The organism is Streptomyces sp. CAU 1734 (assembly GCF_039888735.1).
Lineage (GTDB): Bacteria > Actinomycetota > Actinomycetes > Streptomycetales > Streptomycetaceae > Streptomyces.
On sequence record NZ_JBDQQP010000005.1, the window covers coordinates 140,794 to 162,674 of the forward strand.

Genomic DNA, 21,881 nt, shown 5'->3' on the forward strand with positions numbered 1-21,881 from the left:
CAAATCCGTTACGAGGCGGACCGGTTCGGACATGCGAGGACCCCGGGCCCGGCGAACGGGCCCGGGGGACTCACCGGGTTCCGGCGGGACGGGGCGCACATCCCCGCCCCGCCGGCCCCTTCCGGGTGCGCGCGGGGCCCCCAACGCCCGGCGCGCACCCTCTTGTGCGCGACCCGGTGGGGAGGGTCTTTCGTCCGGATCAGGCTGGGTGAGTGAGCGGGGTCTGGTGCCGTGGATCGCAAGGCGGAGGATTGAGCCACTGCGGAGCATTGGTGATTGACGACAACGCGGCGAGGCGCGGCACCAGGGCACGCGAACCCCAGCAAGATCCGGACGAAAGACCCTAGGTCGCGCGCGTGGCGGAGAGGGCCTTGTCCAGGACGGGGCCGATCTCCGCGAGCCTCTCGGTGTCCATCAGCTCGTCATGGGTGCACTCCAGGACATGCTCGGTCAGCCGCCCCTCGATGAAGGCCGGCCACACCTTCCCCGGCTCGTCGTCCGGTTCGGTGCTCCCGGCCGCCGTGAAGAACAGCACATCGCCCCGGTAGCGCGGGGTGGTACTGCGCGACAGCAGCCGGACACAGTGCACATTGGTGTCCACGATTCCGGCGAGCAGGGTGTCGTCGAAGCCCGCCAGCAGGCCCTGACTGTCCCGGATCGCCGCCATCGCCTCCGCGCGGCTCACCTCGCCCGCCACCCCGGCACCGGCATCCGCGCCCAGCCCCGCGACCGAGAGCAGGAACCCGCTCTCCTCGCGCTCCAGCCGCTCCCGCCAGTCCGGCGCGTCGATGTACGACCAGTCGTCCAGCTCCGGCGGATACGCGTCCAGCAGCCCCAGGAAGGCGACCTCCTCGCCCCGCTCCCGCAGCAGCGCCGCCAGCGTCTGGGCCACCGTGCCGCCGAAGGAGTACCCCAGGAAGTGGTACGGCCCCGAGGGCTGCACCGCCCGGATCTCCGCCAGATACAGCTCGGCCAGACCCGCCACATCCGCGACCTCGGGCAGCTCACCCGCCAGGCCCGGCGACTGGAGCCCGTACACCGGCCGCTCCGGGTCCAGATACGGCAGCAGACCCGCGTACTGCCAGCTGAAACCGGATGCCGGATGGAAGCAGAACAGCGGCGCCAGCGTGCCGCGCTCGCGCAGCGGCATCAGCACCCGCAGCGCGTCCCGGCGGGCGTCGGTGCCGATCCGGGCCGCCACATCGGCGACCGTCGGCGCCGCCATCACCGTACCGACCTGGACCGGGATGCCCAGCTCGGCACGGATCCGGCCGACCAGCCGCATCGCCAGCAGCGAATGCCCGCCCAGCTCGAAGAAGTTGTCCTCGACCCCGACCCGCTCCAGGCCCAGCACATCGGCGAAGAGCGCGCAGAGCAGCTCCTCGCGGGCGTTGGCGGGCGCCCGGCCGCCGCCCGCGTCGCCGAAGTCCGGGGCGGGCAGGGCGGACCGGTCCACCTTGCCGTTCACCGTCAGCGGCAGCGCCGCGAGCTCCATGAAGGCCGACGGCACCATGTACTCGGGCAGCGCCGCCGACAGCAGCGCCCGCAGCCGCACCGGGTCCACCCGGTCGCCCGAGGCCGCCGGCACCGTATGGGCCACCAGCCGCTTCACCCCGGCGGGGCTCGTGTGGACGACCACGGCCGCCGCCGCGATCCCGGGAACCGACGACACCGCCGCCTCGATCTCCCCGAGCTCGATCCGGAACCCCCGGATCTTCACCTGGTGGTCGGTGCGGCCCAGATAGTCGATCCCGCCGTCCGCCCGCCACCGCACCAGATCACCCGTGCGGTACATCAGCGTCCCCGGGGCGCCGAACGGATCGGCGACAAAGCTCCCCGCCGTCGGCCCCGGCCGGCCCGAGTAGCCGCGCGCCAGCCCCGCGCCCGCCAGATAGAGCTCACCCGGCACCCCGGCCGGAACCGGTCGCACCGCGCTGTCCAGGACATACGCCCGGGTGTTGAAGATCGGCCGCCCGACGCACGAACCGGGGCTCGCCGCCACATCCGCGCCCAGGGCGTTGATGGTGTACTCGGTCGGCCCGTACAGGTTGTACGCCATGGTGCCCTCGGCCGCCCGCAGCAGCGACCAGAGCGAATCCGGCACCGCCTCGCCGCCCAGCAGCACCAGCACCGGCCGGTGCCGGTCCGCGTCGAGCAGCCCGGCGTCCACGAGCTGCTGCCCGTACGACGGCGTCACATTGATCACATCGATGCCGACCCGGTCGTAATGCTCCGTCAGCGCCGCCGGGTCCAGCCGCAGCTCCTCGCCGATGACATGCACCTCATGCCCGTCGACCAGCCAGAAGAACTCCTCCCACGACATGTCGAAGGCGAACGACACGGTGTGCGCGACCCGCAGCCGCCGGCCGCCGGCCAGCTCCACCGCCGGCGCGAAGATCCGCTCCCGGTGGTTGAGCAGCATGTTCGTCAGACCCGAGTACGGCACCACCACCCCCTTCGGGCGGCCGGTCGAACCCGAGGTGTAGATCAGATACGCCGGGTGGCGGCCGTCCCGCGGCGCCGACAGCTCCGCGCAGGCCACCGGACCGCCCGGCAGACCCGCCAGCTCGGCGACCGTCTCCGGCGCGTCCAGCACCAGCCGCTCCACCCCGTCCGGCACCCGGTCCGCGACCCCGGCGGAGGTGAGCAGCGCCAGCGGCGCCGCGTCCCCCGTCATCATCGCCAGCCGGTCCACCGGATGGTCCAGATCCAGCGGCAGATAGGCCGCCCCGGTCTTCAGCACCGCGAAGAGCGCCACCACGAACTCCGCCGAACGCGGCAGCCCCAGCGCGATCACCCGCTCCGGGCCCGCGCCCCGGGCGATCAGCGCCCGCGCCAGCCGGTTGGCCCGCTCGTCCAGCTCCGCATAGCTCAGCCGCTCCCCGTCGAAGACGAGCGCCGTCGCCTCCGGGGTGCGCAGCGCCTGCGCCCCGAACAGCTCCACCACCGTGGTGTCCGGGACCTCGTGGCCCATGTCGTCACCGAGGGCGAGCAGCCGCTCCCGCTCCCCGCCGGTCTGTGTCCGCAGCCGCCCCACCGGGACCGATCCGCTCTCCGCCAACTGCTCGACCAGCAGCCGCAGCCTCCCGGCGAGCGCCTCGGCGCTCTCCCGGTCGAAGAGATCGGGACGGTACGCCAGACTCAGCTCCAGCGCCCGCTCCGGACTGATCGCGAGGGTGAGCGGATAGTGCGTGCCGTCCACACTGTGCGTCCAGCCGATCTGATGCCGCTCCACCGCCTCCTCCCGCGCCGCGTCGTCCAGCGGGGTGTTCCGGAAGACATAGAGCGTGTCGAAGAGCTGGCCGATCCCGCTCAGCTGCTGCACCCGGCCGAGGCCCACACAGTGGTGCGGCAGCAGCGCCGCGTGCTCGCGCTGCACCCGCACCAGCAGCTCGCGCAGCGGCTCGCCCGGCCGCACCGTCACCCGGAACGGCAGTGTGTTCATGAACATGCCGATCATCTGATCGACCCCGGGGATCTCGGCGGGCCGCCCCGAGACGGTCGCCCCGAACACCACGTCGTCCCGCCCGGTCATCCCCGACAGCGCCAGCGACCACGCGGCGGAGAAGACCGTGTTGAGGGTGACACCACAGCCCCGGGCGAAGGTCCGCAGCCGGTCGCTGACCGCCTCGTCCAGCACGATCTCCACCACCTCCGCCGTCACCGGACGGCGGTTCGGATCGGCCGGCGCCACCAGGGTCGCCTGGTCCAGACCCGACAGATGATCCCGCCAGGCCGCCGCCGCGCCCTCCGTGTCCGTACCGGCCAGCCAGCGCAGATACTCCCGGTACGGGGTCACCGGCGGCATGCCGTCGACCTCGCCGCCCCGCCCGTACAACTGGAACAGCTCCTCGAAGAAGAGCGACTCCGACCAGCCGTCGGTGAGGATGTGATGCTGCGTCACCGCCAGCATCCACCGCTCGGCGGCGAACTTGACCAGCGTCACCCGGATCAGCGGCGGCGCCGCGAGATCGAACCGGGTCTCCGCGTCGGCCAGCGAGAACTCCTGGAGCGCCGCGTCCTGCGCCGCCCGGTCCAGACCCGTGAGATCCAGCTCCCGCCACGGGAGCTCCCAGCTGCCGGGCACCACCTGCACCGGCCCGTCGAGACCGTCGTGCCAGAAACCGGAACGCAGATTGGGGTGGCGCTCCAGCAGTGCGCCGAACGCGGACCGCAGAGCCACCGGATCGACCGCATGCAGCAGCTCCACGAAATTCTGCATCAGATAGACATCGAGCGCGCGGTCGTCGTAGACCGCGTGGAAGTACAGACCCTCCTGGAGCGGCGAGAGCGGCAGCACCTCCGCCGCGTCCGGGAAGACCCGCTCCACCAGCGCCCGTCCGCCCTCGTCCAGGACCACCAGCGGTCCCGTGACCCGGGCCGGCTCCCCCTCCGGGGCACGGCCGGCCGCCTCGGCCGCGCGGACCGCCAGCTTCGCCGGGGTGCGCAGCTCGAACACATCGCGCGGGGTGAGAACCAGCTTCTCCCTCCGGGCCCGGGTGACGAGCTGGATGGAGACGATGCTGTCACCGCCGAACGCGAAGAAGTCGTCGTCGACCCCGGCCGACTCCAGCCCCAGCACCTCCGCGAAGACCGCGCACACCGCCGCCTCCAGGGCGTTCGCCGGGGCCCGGGACGCCTCCCCGCCGCCCAGCGACGGCACCGGGAGCGCGGACCGGTCCAGCTTGCCGTTCACATTGAGCGGCAGCACGTCCAGGACCACCGCCGCCGCCGGGACCATGTACTCCGGGAGCGTGACGGCGAGCTCCGCCCGTACCCCGGCGGCGTCCGGGGCATCCGGGCCGCCCGTCACATAGGCGACCAGCCGCCGCACCCCCGGAGTGTCCTCCCGGACCACCACGGCGGCCGTCGCGACCCCGGCCACCGCCGACAGCGCGGACTCGATCTCACCCAGCTCGATCCGGAAACCCCGGATCTTCACCTGGTCGTCGGCGCGACCCAGATACTCCAGCTCACCATCGGCCCGCAGCCGCACCAGATCCCCCGTGCGGTACATCCGCGACCCCGGCCGGCCGTACGGATCGGCCACGAACCGCTCCGCCGTCAGCCCGTAACGCCCCAGATAACCGCGGGCGTTGCCGCGCCCGGACAGATACAGCTCACCCGTCGTTCCGGCCGGGACCGGGCGCAGCGCCGAGTCCAGCACATACGCGGCGGTGTTCCCGATCGGACGGCCCACCACCGGGGTCGCGCTGTCCGCCAGATCGGCGGCGAGCGCGTCCACCGTGTACTCGGTCGGCCCGTACAGATTCACCGACATCACCCCGCTCGCGGCCCGCACCTCGGACCAGAGCGACTCCGGCACCGCCTCGCCGCCGAGCAGCAGCAGCGCCGGCCGGTGCGCGTCCGCCGCCAGCAGCCCCCACTCCACCAGCTGCTGCGCATACGTCGGAGTGACGTCCATCGCGTCGACCGACCGCTCGCGCACATAGCCGACGACGAACTCGGCGTCCCGGCGGCCCACCTCGTCCAGCACATGCAGCTCATGGCCGGCGACCAGCCAGAACAGCTGCTCCCACGAGGTGTCGAAGCTGAACGACGCGGTGTGCAGCGCCCGCAGCCGGCGCCCGCCGGTCGCGGCCAGCACCGGCCCGAAGACCTCGCCGATGTGGTTGGCGTACAGGCTCGACAGCCCGCCGTGGGTCAGCACCACACCCTTCGGACGGCCCGTCGACCCCGAGGTGTAGATGACATACGCGGGATGCTCCGGATCCACCGGCGGCGCGGCGAACCCGCCGTCGTAGCCGGCCAGCCGCTCCGCCGTCCACGCGCTGTCCAGCACGATCCGCTCGGGACCGCCGTCACCGGGCAGCAGCGGCAGCGCCGCCGAGGTCGTCAGCACACAGGCCGGCGCCGCGTCCTCGATCATCCAGCCGAGCCGGTCCGCCGGATGGTCCAGATCGAGCGGCAGATACGCGCCGCCCGCCCGCAGCACGGCGAGAATCGCCACCACCGCGTCGGCCGAACGCGGCACCGCCAGCGCCACCACCGACTCCGGACCCACCCCGCGCGCCGCCAGCAGCGCCGCCAGCCGGGACACCCGCTCCGCCACCTCGGCGAAGGAGAGTGCGTTCTCCCCGCAGACCACGGCGGTCGCGGCCGGCTCCCGCACAGCGGCCTCGGCGAACCGGTCCGCGACCGTGCCCGCCGGCACCGCCCGCTCCGTACCGCGCCCGCCCGCCAGCAGCCGGGCCCGCTCGGCCGGTGTCACCAGCTCCAGCGCGCCCACCGCCCGCTCCGGGGCCGACGCGATCTGGTCGAGCACCCCCGCCAGCCGGTCCGCGATCAGCCCGGCCCGCCGGTCGTCGAAGAGATCCGGCCGGTACTCCAGCTGAAGATGGGCCCGCTCGTCCAGCGACACCGCCAGGGTGAGCGGGTAGTGGGTGGCGTCCCGCGCCTCCACCTCCGTCACCCGCAGCCCGCCCGGCAGCACCGGCCGCGCGTCCGGGTCCACCGGATAGTTCTCGATCACCACCAGCGAGTCGAAGAGCTCCCCGCCGCCGGCCTGCCGCTGGATCAGCCGCAGCCCCAGATGGTGGTGGGCCAGCAGTCCGTTCTGCTCGTCACGGAACCGGCGCACCAGCTCCGCCACGCTCTCGCCCGGCCGGACCGTGACCCGGACCGGCACCGTGGTGATGAAGAGCCCCACCATCGACTCGACGCCCGGTATCTCCTCCGGCCGCCCCGACACCGTCAGCCCGAAGATCACATCATCGCTGCCGGTCAGCCCGCCGAGCACCAGCCCCCACGCGCACTGGATCAGCGTGGAAGGAGTGGTGCCCAGCCGCCGCGCGGTCGCGGTGAGCCGGCCGGTGGCCTCCGCCGACAGCTCCACACCGAGCAGCCCCGGCCGCACCGGGGTACGGGAGGGGTCCGCCGGCGCGACCAGCGACGCCCCCTCCACCCCGGCCAGCGCCTCGCGCCAGGCCGCCTCGGCCGCCGGCCCGTCCTGCTGCTTCAGCCACTTCAGATACTCCCGGTACGGGCGGACCGGCGGCAGCCCGGAGGCGTCCCCGTCGCTTCCGTACAGCGCCAGCAGATCCCCCACCAGCAGCGGCATCGACCAGCCGTCCACCAGGATGTGGTGCACCGTCACCACCAGCCGGTGGTCCTCCTCGCCCAGCCGCACCAGCAGCAGCCGCAGCAGCGGCGGCCGGTGCAGCTCGAACCGCCGCCCCAGCTCCTCCCGCTCCACCCGGCGCAGCGCCTCGGCGGCCTCCCCGGCCGGTACCGCCAGCTCCTGCCGTCCCACCGAGATCTTCACCTCGGACGGGACGAACTGCACCGGCTGCGGCACCCCCTCGTGCCAGAACCCGGCCCGCAGATTGGCATGCCGGCGCAGCAGCGCCGCCGCCGCCCGGTCCAGACGCTCCGCGTCGACCGGCCCGGAGAGCGCCACCGACACCTGCACCGTGTACACATCACCGGCGGGCCCGGCCTGGTCGTAGACCGAGTGGAACAGCATGCCCTGCTGGAGTGGTGACAGCGGAAGCATGTCCTCGATTCGAGCCTGCGTCACTGCTGATCCCTCCACATTGATTCGAGCATGCTGATCTGGTCCTGATCGAGGTCGACCAGGTCGAGGTCCGAGGGCGTGTGGCCCCCGGTGGTGGTGCCGCCGTCCGCCCACGACGCCAGGGCGTCCAGGGCGGTCCGCCAGCCGTCGGCGATGGCGCCGACCGTCTCCCGGGACAGGACTTCGCCCGCCCAGATGAATCCGGCCACGAGCCGGGGCCCGTCCGGTCCGTTCTCGATCTCCGCCGTGATCTCCAGCGGATGCGAGAGCGGGGTCGCCGGGTCCGGACGCACCTCCAGCGCGTCCGCCTCGGCCGCCGGACCCCAGTCGGCCCCGTCCGCCGCCGCGGTGTTGCGGCCGAGGTAGTTCCAGAGGATCTCCGGACGCGCGGCGGCGTCGAAGAGCCGGGCCGTGCCGGCGTTGGCGTACCGCAGCAGCCCCGCCCCGATCCCGCCGTCCGGGACCGCGCGCACCAGCTCCTTCACGGCCTTCAGCGCACCTGCGGCATCCTCACGGCCCGTGAGCACGGCCGCCGGATCGCAGCCGCCGGTGTCCAGCCGCAGCGGATAGAGGCTGGTCAGCCAGCCGACGGTACGGGTCAGATCGGCACCCGGCAGCAACTCCTGCTCCCGGCCGTGCCCCTCCAGCTCCACCACCGGCGCGCTGTCACCGGTGTGCGCGCCGATCGCCAGCGCCAGCGCGGTCAGCAGTGTGTCGTTGACCGTGCCGTGGAAGGCCGCGGGCACGGAGTCCAGCAGCGGCGCGGTCCGGCCGGCGGACAGGCGTACGGTCAGCTCGCGCGCCGTCGCCACGGTGTCGCGCGCCGGATCGAGGGCGCGGGCGCCGAGCGCACCGCTCCCGGTACCCGCCTCCGCCGCCCGCCAGCGGCCCAGCTCGGCCACCCGCCGCTCGGAGTGCGCCTCCGCCAGCAGATGTCCGGTCCAGGCGCGCAGCGAGGTCGCGACCGGGTCGAGCTCCGGGGCGCGGCCGGCGGCCAGCGCCTCCCAGGCGGCCCGCAGATCCGGCAGCAGAATCTGCCAGGACACCTCGTCGACCACCAGATGGTGGGCGACCAGCAGCAGCCTGCCCGGACGGCCCGGCCCGGAGTCGAAACGCACCGCCCGCACGGTCCGCCCGGCGACCGGGTCGAGCAGCCCGGTGGCCCGGTCCGACTCCGCCGCGATCAGCTCCCGCAGCGCGGTCTCCCCGCCCTCGGCGGCCTCGACGGTGGTGAGAATCTCCGCCGCCCGGACCGCGCCGCGCGGCCGGACCTCGGCGGTCCACACCCCCGGGGCGTGCACGGTGAGCCGCTGCCGCAGCCCGTCGTGCCGGTCGAGCACCGCCTGGAGCGCGCCGGCCAGCTCGGCCTCCCGCACCCCGGCGGGCAGCCGCACCAGCCTGGCCTGGCTGAACCGCCGGAAGGGTCCGCCCCGCCCGGCCAGCCACCGGGCGATCGGCGGCAGCGCCAGCGGCCCCACCCCGTCGTCGGCCGGGCGCGCCGCCGCCCCGTCCGGCCGCACACTCCTGGCGACCTCGGCCAGCCCGGCCGGGGTCGGCTGCTGGAAGATCTGCCGGGCCGTGACGGTCAGCCCGGCCTTGCGGGCCAGACTCACCAGCCGGATGGAGACGATGCTGTCGCCGCCCAGCTCGAAGAAGTTGTCGTCGGCGCCCACGGACGGACGGCCGAGCACCTCGCCCATCAGCCGGGTCAGCGTCCCGACCGGGCTCTCCCCGGCCGGCGGCGCGGCCGGCACCGCGGCCGGCTCACCGGGGGCCACGACCCCGGCGGGCGCGGGCAGCGCGCGCCGGTCCAGCTTGCCGTTGGGCGACAGCGGTACGCGATCCAGCTCCAGGATCACCGACGGAACCATGTACTCCGGCAGTTGCTCCGCCGCCAGCCGCCGCAGCGCGTCCCGGTCCACACCGCTCCCGGCCGCCGGGACCGCGTACCCGACCAGCCGCCGGACCCCCGGCACGTCCTCGCGCACGACGACCACGGCCCGCTCGATCCCCGGCGCGGCGGCCAGCACCGCCTCGATCTCGCCGAGTTCGATCCGGAAGCCGCGCAGCTTCACCTGGTCGTCGGCCCGGCCCAGATAATCCAGCCGGCCGTCCGTCCTCCATCGCGCCACATCCCCGGTCCGGTACATCCGCGCGCCCGGCCCGCCGTAGGGGTCGGCCACGAACCGCTCGGCGGTCAGCCCCTGCTGGGTCACATACCCCCGGGCGAGCTGGACCCCGGCGAGATACAGCTCCCCGGGCACCCCGGCCGGCACCGGCCGCAGCGCCCGGTCCAGGACATACACCCGGGTGTTCCAGACGGGGGAGCCGATGGACGCCGACCCGGCCCGGCCGGGCGGGCAGGAGACCGCGGTCACATCGACCGCCGCCTCCGTCGGCCCGTACAGATTCTCCAGCGCCGGCGGGGCACCCGGGAGCGCGGAGGCGTGGAACCGCTCCACCAGCTCCCCGGGCAGCGCCTCCCCGCTGCACACCACCAGCCGCAGCCCGGGGCAGGAGGCGAGCTCCACCTCGCCCAGGAACGCCTGGAGCATGGAGGGCACGAAGTGCAGCACGCTGATGTGCTGTTCGCGGATGAGCGCGGCCAGATACTCCGGCTCCTTGTGCCCGTCGGGCCGCGCGATCACCAGCGGCGCGCCCTGCGCGAGCGGCCAGAACAGCTCCCAGACGGAGACGTCGAACCCGGTCGGCGTCTTGTGCAGCACCCGGTCGGCGCCGGTCAGTCCGTACGCCCCCTGCATCCACTGGAGCCGGTTGACGATGGCGGCATGCTCGACCAGCACCCCCTTGGGACGGCCGGTGGAGCCGGAGGTGAAGATGACATACGCCGGGTGGCGGGGGAGCAGCGGCGCCGTCCGGTCCGCGTCGGTGATCCCGGCGGCGGAGAGCGCTTCGAGCGCGGTACGGGTCGCCGGGTCGTCGAGCACCACCGCCCCGGCGGCCGTCGCGGGCGGCAGGGCGTCCAGCGACGCCCGGTCGGTGAGCACACAGACGGGGTTCGCCGTCGCGGTCATGTACGCCAGCCGGTCGGCCGGCAGCGACAGATCGAGCGGCAGATAGGCGCCGCCCGCCCGGACCACCGCGTGAATGGCCACCAGCAGGTCGAAGGAGCGGGGCAGCGCCACCGCCACGATCGACTCGGGTCCGACCCCGCGCCCGGTCAGCAGCCGCGCGAGCCGGTTGACCCGTGCGTCGAACTCACCCCGGGAGAGCGCCCGTCCATCGCTGACCAGGGCGTCCGCCGAGGGCTCACCCGCTCCTGCGGCGACCAGATCGGCGAGCGTCCGGGCTCCGCCGGCCTCGTGGCCGGTGTCGTTCCAGCCGGTCAGCACCAGTTCGCGCTCTGCGGCCGACATGACCTCGATGGCCGAGACGGGTGCCCCGGGGTCGGCGGCCACCGCGTCGAGCAGCCGCAGCAGCCGGGCGGTGAGCTCCTCGGCGGTGACCCGGTCGAAGAGATCGGTGGCGTACCGGACACCACCGGAGATCCGGCCGCCGCGCTCGGCGGCGGCGAAGGCCACCTCAAGGTCGACCTTGGCGCCCCCGATCTCGACCGGCACCTCCTCGGCGGCCAGGCCGAACAGCTCCCGTACCCCGCCGTCCGTGGCGTAGTACGTCACCATCGTCTGGAAGAGCGGGTTCCGCGACGGGGACCGGGCCGGGCCGACCGCCTCCACGACCTGCTCCAGGGGCAGATCAGCGTGGGAGAAGGCGGTGAGCGAGGCATCCCGCACCCGGCCCACCAGCTCGGTGAAGCCCGGGTCGCCGGAGAGATCGGCCCGTATCACCAGGGTGTTCAGGAAGAAGCCGACCAGGTCGTTGAGCGCCTCGTCCTCCCGTCCGGAGACGGGGCTGCCGAGGGGGATGTCCTCGCCGGCGCCGAGCCGGTGGAGCAGGGCCGCGACGGCCGCGTGCACCACCATGAACATGGTCGCGCCGCTCTCCCGGGCGATCCGGCCCAGCCGTTCGGCCGTGGCGTCGGATACCTCGAAGGTGACCACATCGCCGTTGTGGCTGGGGGTGGCGGGGCGGGGTCGGTCGGTGGGGAGGGTGAGTTCTTCGGGGAGGTTGGTGAGGGTGGTGCGCCAGTGGTTGGCCTGGCGGGTGGCGAGGGATTCGCTGTCGTGGGGGTTGCCGAGGAGTTGGTGCTGCCAGAGGGCGAAGTCGGTGTACTGGACGGGGAGGTCGGTGTAGGCGGGGGTGTTGCCGGCCGATCGGGCTCGGTAGGCGTGGTCGAGGTCGGCCAACAGCGGTCCGGTGGACCATTCGTCGGTGGCGATGTGGTGGAGGAGGAGGACGAGGGTGTGGTCGTCCTCGGCGGTCTTGAGGAGGGTGACCCGCAGGGGGAGATCCACCGCCAGATCGAAGACCCGGTCACTGGCCGCGATGGCCTCCGCCGTCACCCGGTCTGCCGTTGTCTCCCGTACCAGGAAGGGCACCTGGATGCCGGCGGGGTCGAGTATGCGCTGGTGGGGTTCGCCGTCGTGCTCGGCGAAGAGGGTGCGCAGGGTCTCGTGGCGGGTGACGACATCGTGCAGCGCGGCCCGGAGGGCGGCGATGTCGAGCGTGCCCCGGAGGCGGATCGCCAGCGGCACGTTGTAGGTCGACCCCGGCCCCCGCACGCTGTCGATCAGCCAGAGCCGGCGCTGGGCGTGGGAGAGGGGGAGGTGTTCGGGCCGGTGGGGGGTGGCGGTGAGGGCGGGGCGGTCGGCGGCGGTGCGTTCGGCGAGGCGGGCGGCGAGTGCCGCGACCGTACGCGCCTCGAACACATCCCGGACCCCGCACTCGACCTTCAGCGCGGTACGGATCCGGCTCACCGCGCGGGTGGCGAGCAGTGAGTGGCCGCCGAGCCGGAAGAAGTCGTCGTCCACACCGGCCGAGGAGAGCCCAAGGGTCTCGGCGAAGACTCCGGCGATGATCTCCTCACGGGCGTCACGCGGGCCTCGGGCCGATTCCGCCCCCTCGTTTCGCGGGGTGGGGAGTTGGGTGCGGTCGAGTTTGCCGTTGATGTTGGTGGGGAGGGTGTCGAGGTTCATGATCGTGGTGGGGATCATGTAGTCGGGGAGTTCGGTGGTGAGGGTGGTGCGGAGGTGGGTGGGGTTGGCGGTGCCGGTGGTGTAGGCGTGGAGTTGGTTGTCGCGGACGATGACGGCTGCCGCGGTGACTCCGGGTTGTGTGGTGAGGGCGGTTTCGATTTCGCCGAGTTCGACGCGGAAGCCGCGGATTTTGATCTGGTCGTCGGTGCGGCCGAGGTATTCGATGGGTCCGTCGGTGCGTCGGCGGGCGAGGTCGCCGGTGCGGTACATGCGGGTGCCGGGGGGTCCGTAGGGGTCGGCGATGAACCGTTCGGCGGTGAGGGCGTGTCGGCCGAGGTAGCCGCGGGCGTTCTGGGTGCCGGAGAGGTAGAGCTCGCCGGGGACGCCGGGCGGTACGGGACGGAGCCGGGTGTCGAGGATGTGGGCGCGGCTGTTGTCGAGGGGGTGTCCGATGACGGGCGTGTCGCAGTCGGTGACGCGTGCGGTGAGAGCGTCGACGGTGAATTCGGTGGGCCCGTAGTAGTTGACGACGTCGACACCGGTCACGGTGCGGAGTTCTTCCCACAATTGCGGGGGTATGGCTTCGCCGCCGAGGAGGAGGAGCGGGGGCTTCCAGGTGCCGGTCAACAGTCCGGCGTCGAGGAGTTGGCGGCCGTACGACGGGGTGACGTCGAGGGTGTCGATCCGGTGTGCACGGACATAGGACACGACGGCTTCGGCGTCGCGGCGGTCGTATTCGTCCAGGATGTGGAGTTCGTGTCCGGCGATGAGCCAGAGAAGCTGTTCCCAGGAGGAGTCGAAGGAGAACGAGGCGGTGTGCAGGGCGCGGACCCGGCGGCCGAGGCGTTCCGCGACGGGGAGGTAGAGCTCTCGCTCGTGGTCCCGGTAGAGGTTGCTGAGTCCTTCGTGGTGCAGCACCACACCCTTCGGGCGGCCCGTCGACCCGGATGTGTAGATCACATACGCCGCATCACCCGGCCGGATACCCGGGAGGGAGAGCGGTTCGGCGGAGGTTTCCGCCAGGCCCTCCTCCTGGTCCAGGACGATGACATGGGTGTGGGGGAGTGGGGGTGTGGTGCCGGTGGTGAGGGTGCAGATGGGCTGGGCGTCCTGGAGCATGTATTCGAGGCGTTCGGCCGGATAGTCCAGATCGAGAGGCAGGTAGGCGCCGCCCGCCTTCAGCACGGCCAGGGTGGCGATCACCGCGTCGATGGATCGGGGGATGGCGAGGGCGACGACCTTGTCGGGGCCCACGCCTCGGTCGATGAGGAGTCGGGTGAGGCGGTTGATGCGTGTGTCGAGTTCGGCGAAGGTCAGCGTGTCGGCTCCGGCGACCACGGCCGTGGCGTCCGGGGTGGCGGTGATCTGCTGAGCGAGGATGTCGATCACGTTTCCGGCCGGGACCGGCCGGTCGGTGTCATTCCAGGCGGTGAGCTGGGCGCGTTCTTCGGCGTCCTGGAGTTCGATCGCCGAGACTGGACGCTGCGGATCGGCCACGGCCTGCTCCAGCAGCCGCAGCAGCCGGCCCGCGAACCGCTCCACCGACACCCGGTCGAAGAGATCGGTGGCATACCGGACACCGCAGGTCATCCCGGTGGTGTGGGTGCGCCGGAAGAGGATGTCCAGATCGAACTTGGCCGCACCGGCGAGGATCGGCAGTTCTTCGGCCGAGGTGCCGAGCAGCGATGAGAGATCCGGCCCGCCGCCCTCGTACGCCACCATGGTCTGGAAGAGCGGGTGCCGGGACGGCGAGCGCTCCGGATTCACCGCCTCCACCAGGGCGTCGAACGGCAGATCCGTGTGGTCCAGCGCCGCCAGGTCCGTGGCCCGGACCCGTTCCAGCAGCTCGGTGAAGCTCGGGTCGCCCGAGAGATCGGCCCGCAGCACCACCGTATTGACGAAGAACCCGACCAGCCCGTCGAGCGCTTCATCGCCCCGTCCGGAGACGGGGCTGCCGAGGGGGATGTCCTCGCCGGCGCCGAGCCGGTGGAGCAGGGCCGCGACGGCCGCGTGCACCACCATGAACATGGTCGCGCCACTCTCCCGCACCAACTGGTCCAGGAGCGGAACCACCTCGGAGGGCAGCGCCACTTCCACTGTGTCGCCGTTGTGGCTGGGGGTGGCGGGGCGGGGTCGGTCGGTGGGGAGGGTGAGTTCTTCGGGGAGGTTGGTGAGGGTGGTGCGCCAGTGGTTGGCCTGGCGGGTGGCGAGGGAGTCGCTGTCGTGGGGGTTGCCGAGGAGTTGGTGCTGCCAGAGGGCGAAGTCGGTGTACTGGACGGGGAGGTCGGTGTAGGTGGGGGTGTTGCCGGCTGTGCGGGCTCGGTAGGCGTGGTCGAGGTCGGTGAGGAGTGGTCCGGTGGACCATTCGTCGGTGGCGATGTGGTGGAGGAGGAGGACGAGGGTGTGGTCGTCCTCGGCGGTCTTGAGGAGGGTGACCCGCAGGGGGAGATTCACCGCCAGATCGAAGACGTCATCCGCCGCTGCGGCGACCCGCTCGGTGATCGTGTCCGCCGGCGCTTCGGCCACGGTGAACGGCACCTGGATGTCGGCGGGGTCGAGTATGCGCTGGTGGGGTTCGCCGTTCTGTTCGGCGAAGAGGGTGCGCAGGGTCTCGTGGCGGGTGACGACATCGTGCAGCGCGGCCCGGAGGGCGGGGACGTCCAGTGTGCCCCGGAGCCGTACCGCGAACGGCACATTGTAAGTACTGCTCGCTCCGTCCAGCTGATCCAGGAACCAGAGCCGGCGCTGGGCGTGGGAGAGGGGGAGGTGTTCGGGCCGGTGGGGGGTGGCGGTGAGCGCGGGGCGGTCGGCGGCGGTGCGTTCGGCGAGGCGGGCGGCGAGTGCCGCGACCGTACGCGCCTCGAACACATCCCGGACCGAACACGCGCCACCCGCCGCGCGGACCCGCGCGACCACCCGGGTGGCGAGCAGCGAGTGCCCGCCGAGCCGGAAGAAGTCGTCATCGGCGCTCACCGAATCCAGGCCGAGCACCTCGGCGAAGACTCGCGCCAGCAGGAACTCGCCCTCGCCCCGGGGCTCGCGGGCGGTCTCGCTCGCGGTGGTCCGGGGGGTGGGGAGTTGGGTGCGGTCGAGTTTGCCGTTGATGTTGGTGGGGAGGGTGTCGAGGTTCATGATCGTGGTGGGGATCATGTAGTCGGGGAGTTCGGTGGTGAGGGTGGTGCGGAGGTGGGTGGGGTTGGCGGTGCCGGTGGTGTAGGCGTGGAGTTGGTTGTCGCGGACGATGACGGCTGCGGCGGTGACGCCTTCGTGGCTGGTGAGGGCGGTTTCGATTTCGCCGAGTTCGATGCGGAAGCCGCGGATTTTGATCTGGTCGTCGGTGCGGCCGAGGTATTCGATGGGTCCGTCGGTGCGTCGGCGGGCGAGGTCGCCGGTGCGGTACATGCGGGTGCCGGGGGGTCCGTAGGGGTCGGCCACGAACCGCTCGGCGGTGAGGGCGTGTCGGCCGAGGTAGCCGCGGGCGTTCTGGGTGCCGGAGAGGTAGAGCTCACCGGGGACGCCGGGCGGTACGGGACGGAGCCGGGTGTCGAGGATGTGGGCGCGGCTGTTGTCGAGGGGGTGTCCGATGACGGGCGTGTCGCAGTCGGTGACGCGTGCGGTGAGAGCATCGACGGTGAATTCGGTGGGCCCGTAGTAGTTGACGACGTCGACACCGGTCACGGTGCGGAGTTCTTCCCAGAGCTGTGGGGGTATGGCTTCGCCGCCGAGGAGGAGGAGCGGGGGCTTCCAGGTGCCGGTCAACAGTCCGGCGTCGAGGAGTTGGCGGCCATACGACGGGGTGACGTCGAGGGTGTCGATCCGGTGTGCACGGACGTAGGACACGACGGCTTCGGCGTCGCGGCGGTCGTATTCGTCCAGGATGTGGAGTTCGTGTCCGGCGATGAGCCAGAGAAGCTGTTCCCAGGAGGAGTCGAAGGAGAACGAGGCGGTGTGCAGGGCCCGTACCCGGCGGCCGAGGCGTTCCGCGACGGGAAGGTAGAGCTCTCGCTCGTGGTCCCGGTAGAGGTTGGTGAGTCCTTCGTGGTGCAGCACCACACCCTTCGGGCGTCCCGTCGACCCGGACGTGTAGATCACATACGCCGCGTCACCGGGCTGGGAAGCACCCTCCACCGGCTCCGCCGACAGCCCCGCCAACTCATGCGCGATGGCATCGAGATTCAGAACATGGGTGTGGGGGAGTGGGGGTGTGGTGCCGGTGGTGAGGGTGCAGATGGGCTGGGCGTCCTGGAGCATGTATTCGAGGCGTTCGGCCGGATAGTCCAGATCGAGAGGCAGGTAGGCGCCGCCCGCCTTCAGCACGGCCAGGGTGGCGACGATGGAATCGACGGACCTCGGTATGGCGAGGGCGACGACCTTGTCGGGGCCCACGCCTCGGTCGATGAGGAGTCGGGTGAGGCGGTTGATGCGTGTGTCGAGTTCGGCGAAGGTCAGCGTGTCGGCTCCGGCGACCACGGCCGTGGCGTCCGGGGTGGCGGTGATCTGCTGGGCGAGGATGTCGATCACGTTTCCGGCCGGGACCGGCCGGTCGGTGTCATTCCAGGCGGTGAGCTGGGCGCGTTCTTCGGCGTCCTGGAGTTCGATCGCCGAGACCGGACGCTGCGGATCGGCCACGGCCTGCTCCAGCAGCCGCAGCAGCCGGCCCGCGAACCGCTCCACCGACACCCGGTCGAAGAGATCCGACGCGTAGAACACCTCAAGGTCGAGATCGTCGCTGTGCACGGTGTCCGAGAAGGTGACATCCAGGTCGAACTTGGTGACCCCCGGATCCACCCGGTCGATCTCGGCGGGCAGGCCGAAGAGCGTACGGATGTCCTGGGTCACGGTGCTGTGCGACACCATGGTCTGGAAGAGCGGGTGCCGGGACGGCGAGCGCTCCGGATTCACCGCCTCCACCAGGGCGTCGAACGGCAGATCCGTGTGGTCCAGCGCCGCCAGGTCCGTGGCCCGGACCCGTTCCAGCAGCTCGGTGAAGCTCGGGTCGCCCGAGAGGTCGGCCCGCAGCACCACCGTATTGACGAAGAACCCGACCAGCCCGTCGAGCGCGCTGTCCGCGCGGCCCGCCACCGGGCTGCCGAGGGGGATGTCCTCGCCCGCGCCGAGCCGGTGCAGCAGGGCCGCGACAGCGGCATGCACCACCATGAAGACACTGGCACCGCTCTCCCGGGCCAGCCGCCGGATGCCGGCCGCCAATGCGGCCGGGACCTCCCGGTGGACCATGCCGCCGGCGCTGCTCGCGACCGCCGGGCGCGGCCGGTCGGTGGGCAGGGACAGCTCCTCCGGCAGCCCGGCGAGCGCGGTCCGCCAGAAGTCCGCCTGGCGGGCCGCGAGGGAGTCACCGTCCTGCGGATCGCCGAGCAGATCGCGCTGCCAGACGGCGAAGTCCGCGTACTGCACCGGGAGGTCGCCCAGCGCGGGCTCCTCGCCCGCGCGGCGGGCGGTGTACGCCTGCTCCAGACCGCCGAGGAAGGGCCCCATCGACCACTCGTCGCTCGCGATGTGATGCACCAGCACCACCAGCGCGTACGCGTCGGTCACCGTGTCCCGCAGCACCGTCACCCGCAGCGGGGGCTCCGCCGACAGGTCGAAGAGATGGCCGAGCGCCTCCGCCGCGGCCCGGTCGAACTCGGAGGCCGGGGTCTCCCGCACTCGCAGCGGTACCGCCGCCGCGCCCGCGCCCAGCACCCGCTGGTACGGCTCGCCGCCCACCTCGGTGAAGACGGTGCGCAGCGTCTCGTGCCGGGCGACCACATCGCCCAGCGCGGCGGCCAGCGCGTCCGTGTCGAGCGCGCCGGAGAACCGGGCCACGAAGGGAATGTTGTAGGTGGCGCTCGGCCCCTCCAGCTGGTGCAGGAACCAGAGCCGCTGCTGGGCGTGGGAGAGCGGCAGCAGCTCCGGCCGGTCCCCGCCGGCGGCGGTCAGCACCGGCCGGGCCGGTGGGGCGCTGTTCTCCCCGGTCCCGATCCGGGTGGCGAGCGCGGCCACGGTCCGGGCCTCGAAGACATCGCGGATGGTGCACTCGGTGCGCAGCGCGGTGCGCACCCGGGCGATCACCCGGGCGGCGAGCAGCGAATGCCCGCCCAGCGAGAAGAAGTCGTCCTCCGGCCCGACGCCCGGCAGACCGAGCACATCGGCGAAGATCCCGGTGAGGATCTCCTCCCGGGCGCCGCGCGGGGCCCGGCCGCCGGCCGTGGTCAGACCGCTGAGGTCCGGTGCGGGCAGCGCACGGCGGTTGATCTTGCCATTGGCGGTGAGCGGGAAGGCGTCCAGGACGACGACGGCGGACGGCACCATGTACTCCGGCAGCCGTTCGGCCACGGCGGCGCGCAGTACGGCGGCGTCCGGCGCGGGGGCGTCCGGTGCGGCCGGCGGCACCACATAGCCGACCAGCTGCTGCGACCCGGGCAGATCCTCGCGTACGAGCACCACCGCACGGCCCACGGCCGGATGGGCGCTCAGCGCGCTCTCGATCTCGCCCGGTTCGATCCGGAAGCCGCGGACCTTGACCTGGTCGTCCGCGCGGCCGAGGAAGTCGATCCGGCCGTCGGCCCGGCGGCGCGCCAGGTCGCCGGTGCGGTACATCCGGGTGCCGGGCTCCCCGTACGGATCGGCCACGAACCGTTCCGAGGTGAGCGCGTACCGGCCCAGATAGCCCCGGGCGAGCTGGGCGCCCGCGAGATACAGCTCGCCGGGGCGGCCGGCGGGGGCGGGGCGGAGTGCCGAGTCGAGGATGTACGCCCGGGTGTTCCAGAAGGGGGTGCCGATGTCGGGTGTGCCGGTGTGCTCGGGGTCCAGGGTCATCGAGGTGGCCCAGATGGTGACCTCGGTCGGGCCGTACACATTGGTCACCGACCGGGCCGTGCGGGCGAGTCGTTCGGCGAGGCCGGCGGGGAGCGCCTCGCCGCCGACCAGTACCCGTACCCCGCCCAGGGTGCGGGGGCGGCCGTCCTCCAGCAGCGCATGCCAGAGCGACGGGGTGGCCTGCATGACGGCGGGCCGCTGGGTGTCCACCAGCGCCGCCAGCGCGGCCGGGTCCCGTACCGTGTCACGGTCCGCGAGGACCACCGTCGCACCGCAGATCAGCGGGGTGTGGATCTCCAGGGCCGCGATGTCGAACGAGATCGTGGTGACGGCGATCAGCCGGTCACCGGCGCTCAGGGCCAGCTCGGCGGCCTGCATGTCGAGGAAGTTGGCCAGCGCGGCATGCGGGACCACCACCCCCTTGGGACGGCCGGTGGAGCCCGAGGTGTAGATGACGTACGCGGGGTTGGCGCCGTCGATGACGACGGCCGGCGCTGTGGGGGGAAGATCGGCCAGCGCGGTGAGGGTGTCCGGCGCGTCCAGGACGATGGTCTCCACCCCGCGCACCTCGGGCGCGGTCGCGGCGGCGGCCAGGGAGGTGAGGGTGCAGACCGGCCGGGCGTCCTCGACCATGAACTCCAGCCGGTCCGCCGGGTAGTCCAGATCGAGCGGCAGATAGGCACCGCCCGCCTTGAGGACGGCGAGCATCGCGACGAGCAGATCGGCGGAGCGCGGCAGGGCGAGACCGGCAATGCCCTCGGGGCCCACACCCCGGTCGGCGAGCAGCCGGGCCAGCCGGTTGGCGCGGGCGTCGAGTTCCGCGTACGAGAGAGTGGTGTCCCCGGCGATGACGGCCGGGAGCTCGCCGAGCGCGAAGGCCCGGGCGGCGAAGGCGTCGACCACATTGCGGCCGGTCACCTCGTGGTCGGTGGCGTTCCCGGACCGGAGCACGGAGTCGCGGAGCTCGGCGGGCAGCAGCTCGATCCGGCCGACGGGTGCCTGTGGTCCGGCCTCCGCCGCGTGGGTGAGGAAGTGCGCGAACTCGGCGCAGCGGGCGGCCAGTGTCTCCGTGTCGTACGCCTGCGGATTGCCGTCGAACTCGAACCGGATGGTGCCGCTCGCCGCGTCGTGGTGGAGACCGAGGGTGAGATCCTCCACCGGTCCGGCGGCGACATTGCGGACGGTACCGGGTGCTCCGGCGAAGTCGAGGGAGTTGTCGAACGCCTTGACATTGACCATGGGGCCGAGGAGCCCCGCCTCCCGGCCGACCAGACCGAGATCGCGGCGGATGTCCTCGGCGCGGTAGCGCTGGTGGCGGCGGAGCTCGCGGACCCGTACGGCGACCTCGGTGACGAGATCGGCGAGGGAGCTGTCGGGTCCGACCGCGACCCGCAGCGGCAGTACGTTGACCACCATCGCGGGAACCTTCAGCGCGGCCGAGCCGAGGCGGGCCATCGCGGGCAGCGACAGCAGGACATCGCGGCTGCCGGTGGACCGGTGGAGATAGGCGGCGAAGGCGGCGGTCACCACATCGGCCCAACTGGCGCGGGCGGCGCGGGCGATGGCGAGCAGGCCGGTGGTGGTCTCGGGGGAGAGTGTGGCCCGGTCGCGCAGGAAGGACGCGGCGGCGGGGAAGGCGGCGCCGCTCAGCGGTTCCGGCTCCGGCCGGTCGGCGAGCCGGTCCAGCCAGTAGGCGCGGTCCTCGGCGCACCGCTCGGACGCGCGGTAGGCGGATTCCTCGGCGATGACGGAGGCCAGCGATCCGAAGGGGCTGGGCGCGGGCTCGTCGCCGAGGGCGAGGGCGGTGTAGATCTCGGCGGCGCGGCGGGAGACGAGGGAGAAGCTGTAGGCGTCGAGTGCGATGTGGTGGGCGCGCTGGTACCAGAGGGTGCGCTCCGGGGCGACGAGGTGCAGCTCGAAGCGGAAGAGGGGCCCGGCCGCCGGGTCGGCGGCCCGGTTCATGTCGGCGTGCATGTGCGCCAGGGCCGAGGCCCACGGATCGGCTTCGGCGGTGTGGTCGATGACGGCGATGCCGCCCGGGGTGCCCGTGCCCGTGATCTGGAGGGGTTCGCCGTTCGCGTCCTCGGTGAACCGGGCGGTGAGCGCCTCGGTCTCGGCGACGGTCCGCTCCACCGCCCGCCCCAGGAGCTCCGGGTCCAGCGGGCCGTCGATCTCGATGTACTGGCCGACGTTGTAGACCGGGGAGGCGGGGTCGAGCCGCTGGCCGTACCAGACGCCGGTCTGGGCCCCGGTGAGGGGAAGACGCTGGGAAGCACGCTCGGTCATGGGATCTTGCTCCAGGGGTCGGGCGCGACGGGTTCGGGCGCGACGGAACGGTGGGTCGGCTGGGCGGTGGGAGCGGCGGTACGGTCGCGTCGTCGGGAGCCGTGGGCCGGTGGGAGGTGGGGTGCCGTCTCCCGGGTGAGGGGTGTCGGGAGACGGCACCCGGCGGAACCGCGGTGTCCGTGAGT

The 21,881-nt window shown here is 72.7% G+C and carries 2 protein-coding genes; both read right to left on the bottom strand.

The window, feature by feature from the left end:
- Positions 1-343: 343 nt before the first annotated feature.
- A complete protein-coding gene (locus tag AAFN69_RS11380; RefSeq protein WP_347728268.1) occupies positions 344-7,540 on the bottom strand; it encodes an amino acid adenylation domain-containing protein in 7,197 nt (2,398 codons plus the stop codon).
- Positions 7,537-21,696: an amino acid adenylation domain-containing protein gene (locus AAFN69_RS11385; protein WP_347728269.1), complete on the bottom strand. Its 14,160-nt coding sequence runs from the start codon at positions 21,694-21,696 to the stop codon at positions 7,537-7,539. The genes AAFN69_RS11380 and AAFN69_RS11385 overlap by 4 nt, the downstream gene beginning before the upstream one ends.
- Between the last annotated feature and the right edge of the window lie 185 nt (positions 21,697-21,881).

Excerpts from the sequence above, each read along its gene's own strand:
- AAFN69_RS11385 (WP_347728269.1), bottom strand. The coding sequence starts at position 21,696 with ATGACCGAGCGTGCTTCCCAGCGTCTTCCCCTCACCGGGGCCCAGACC.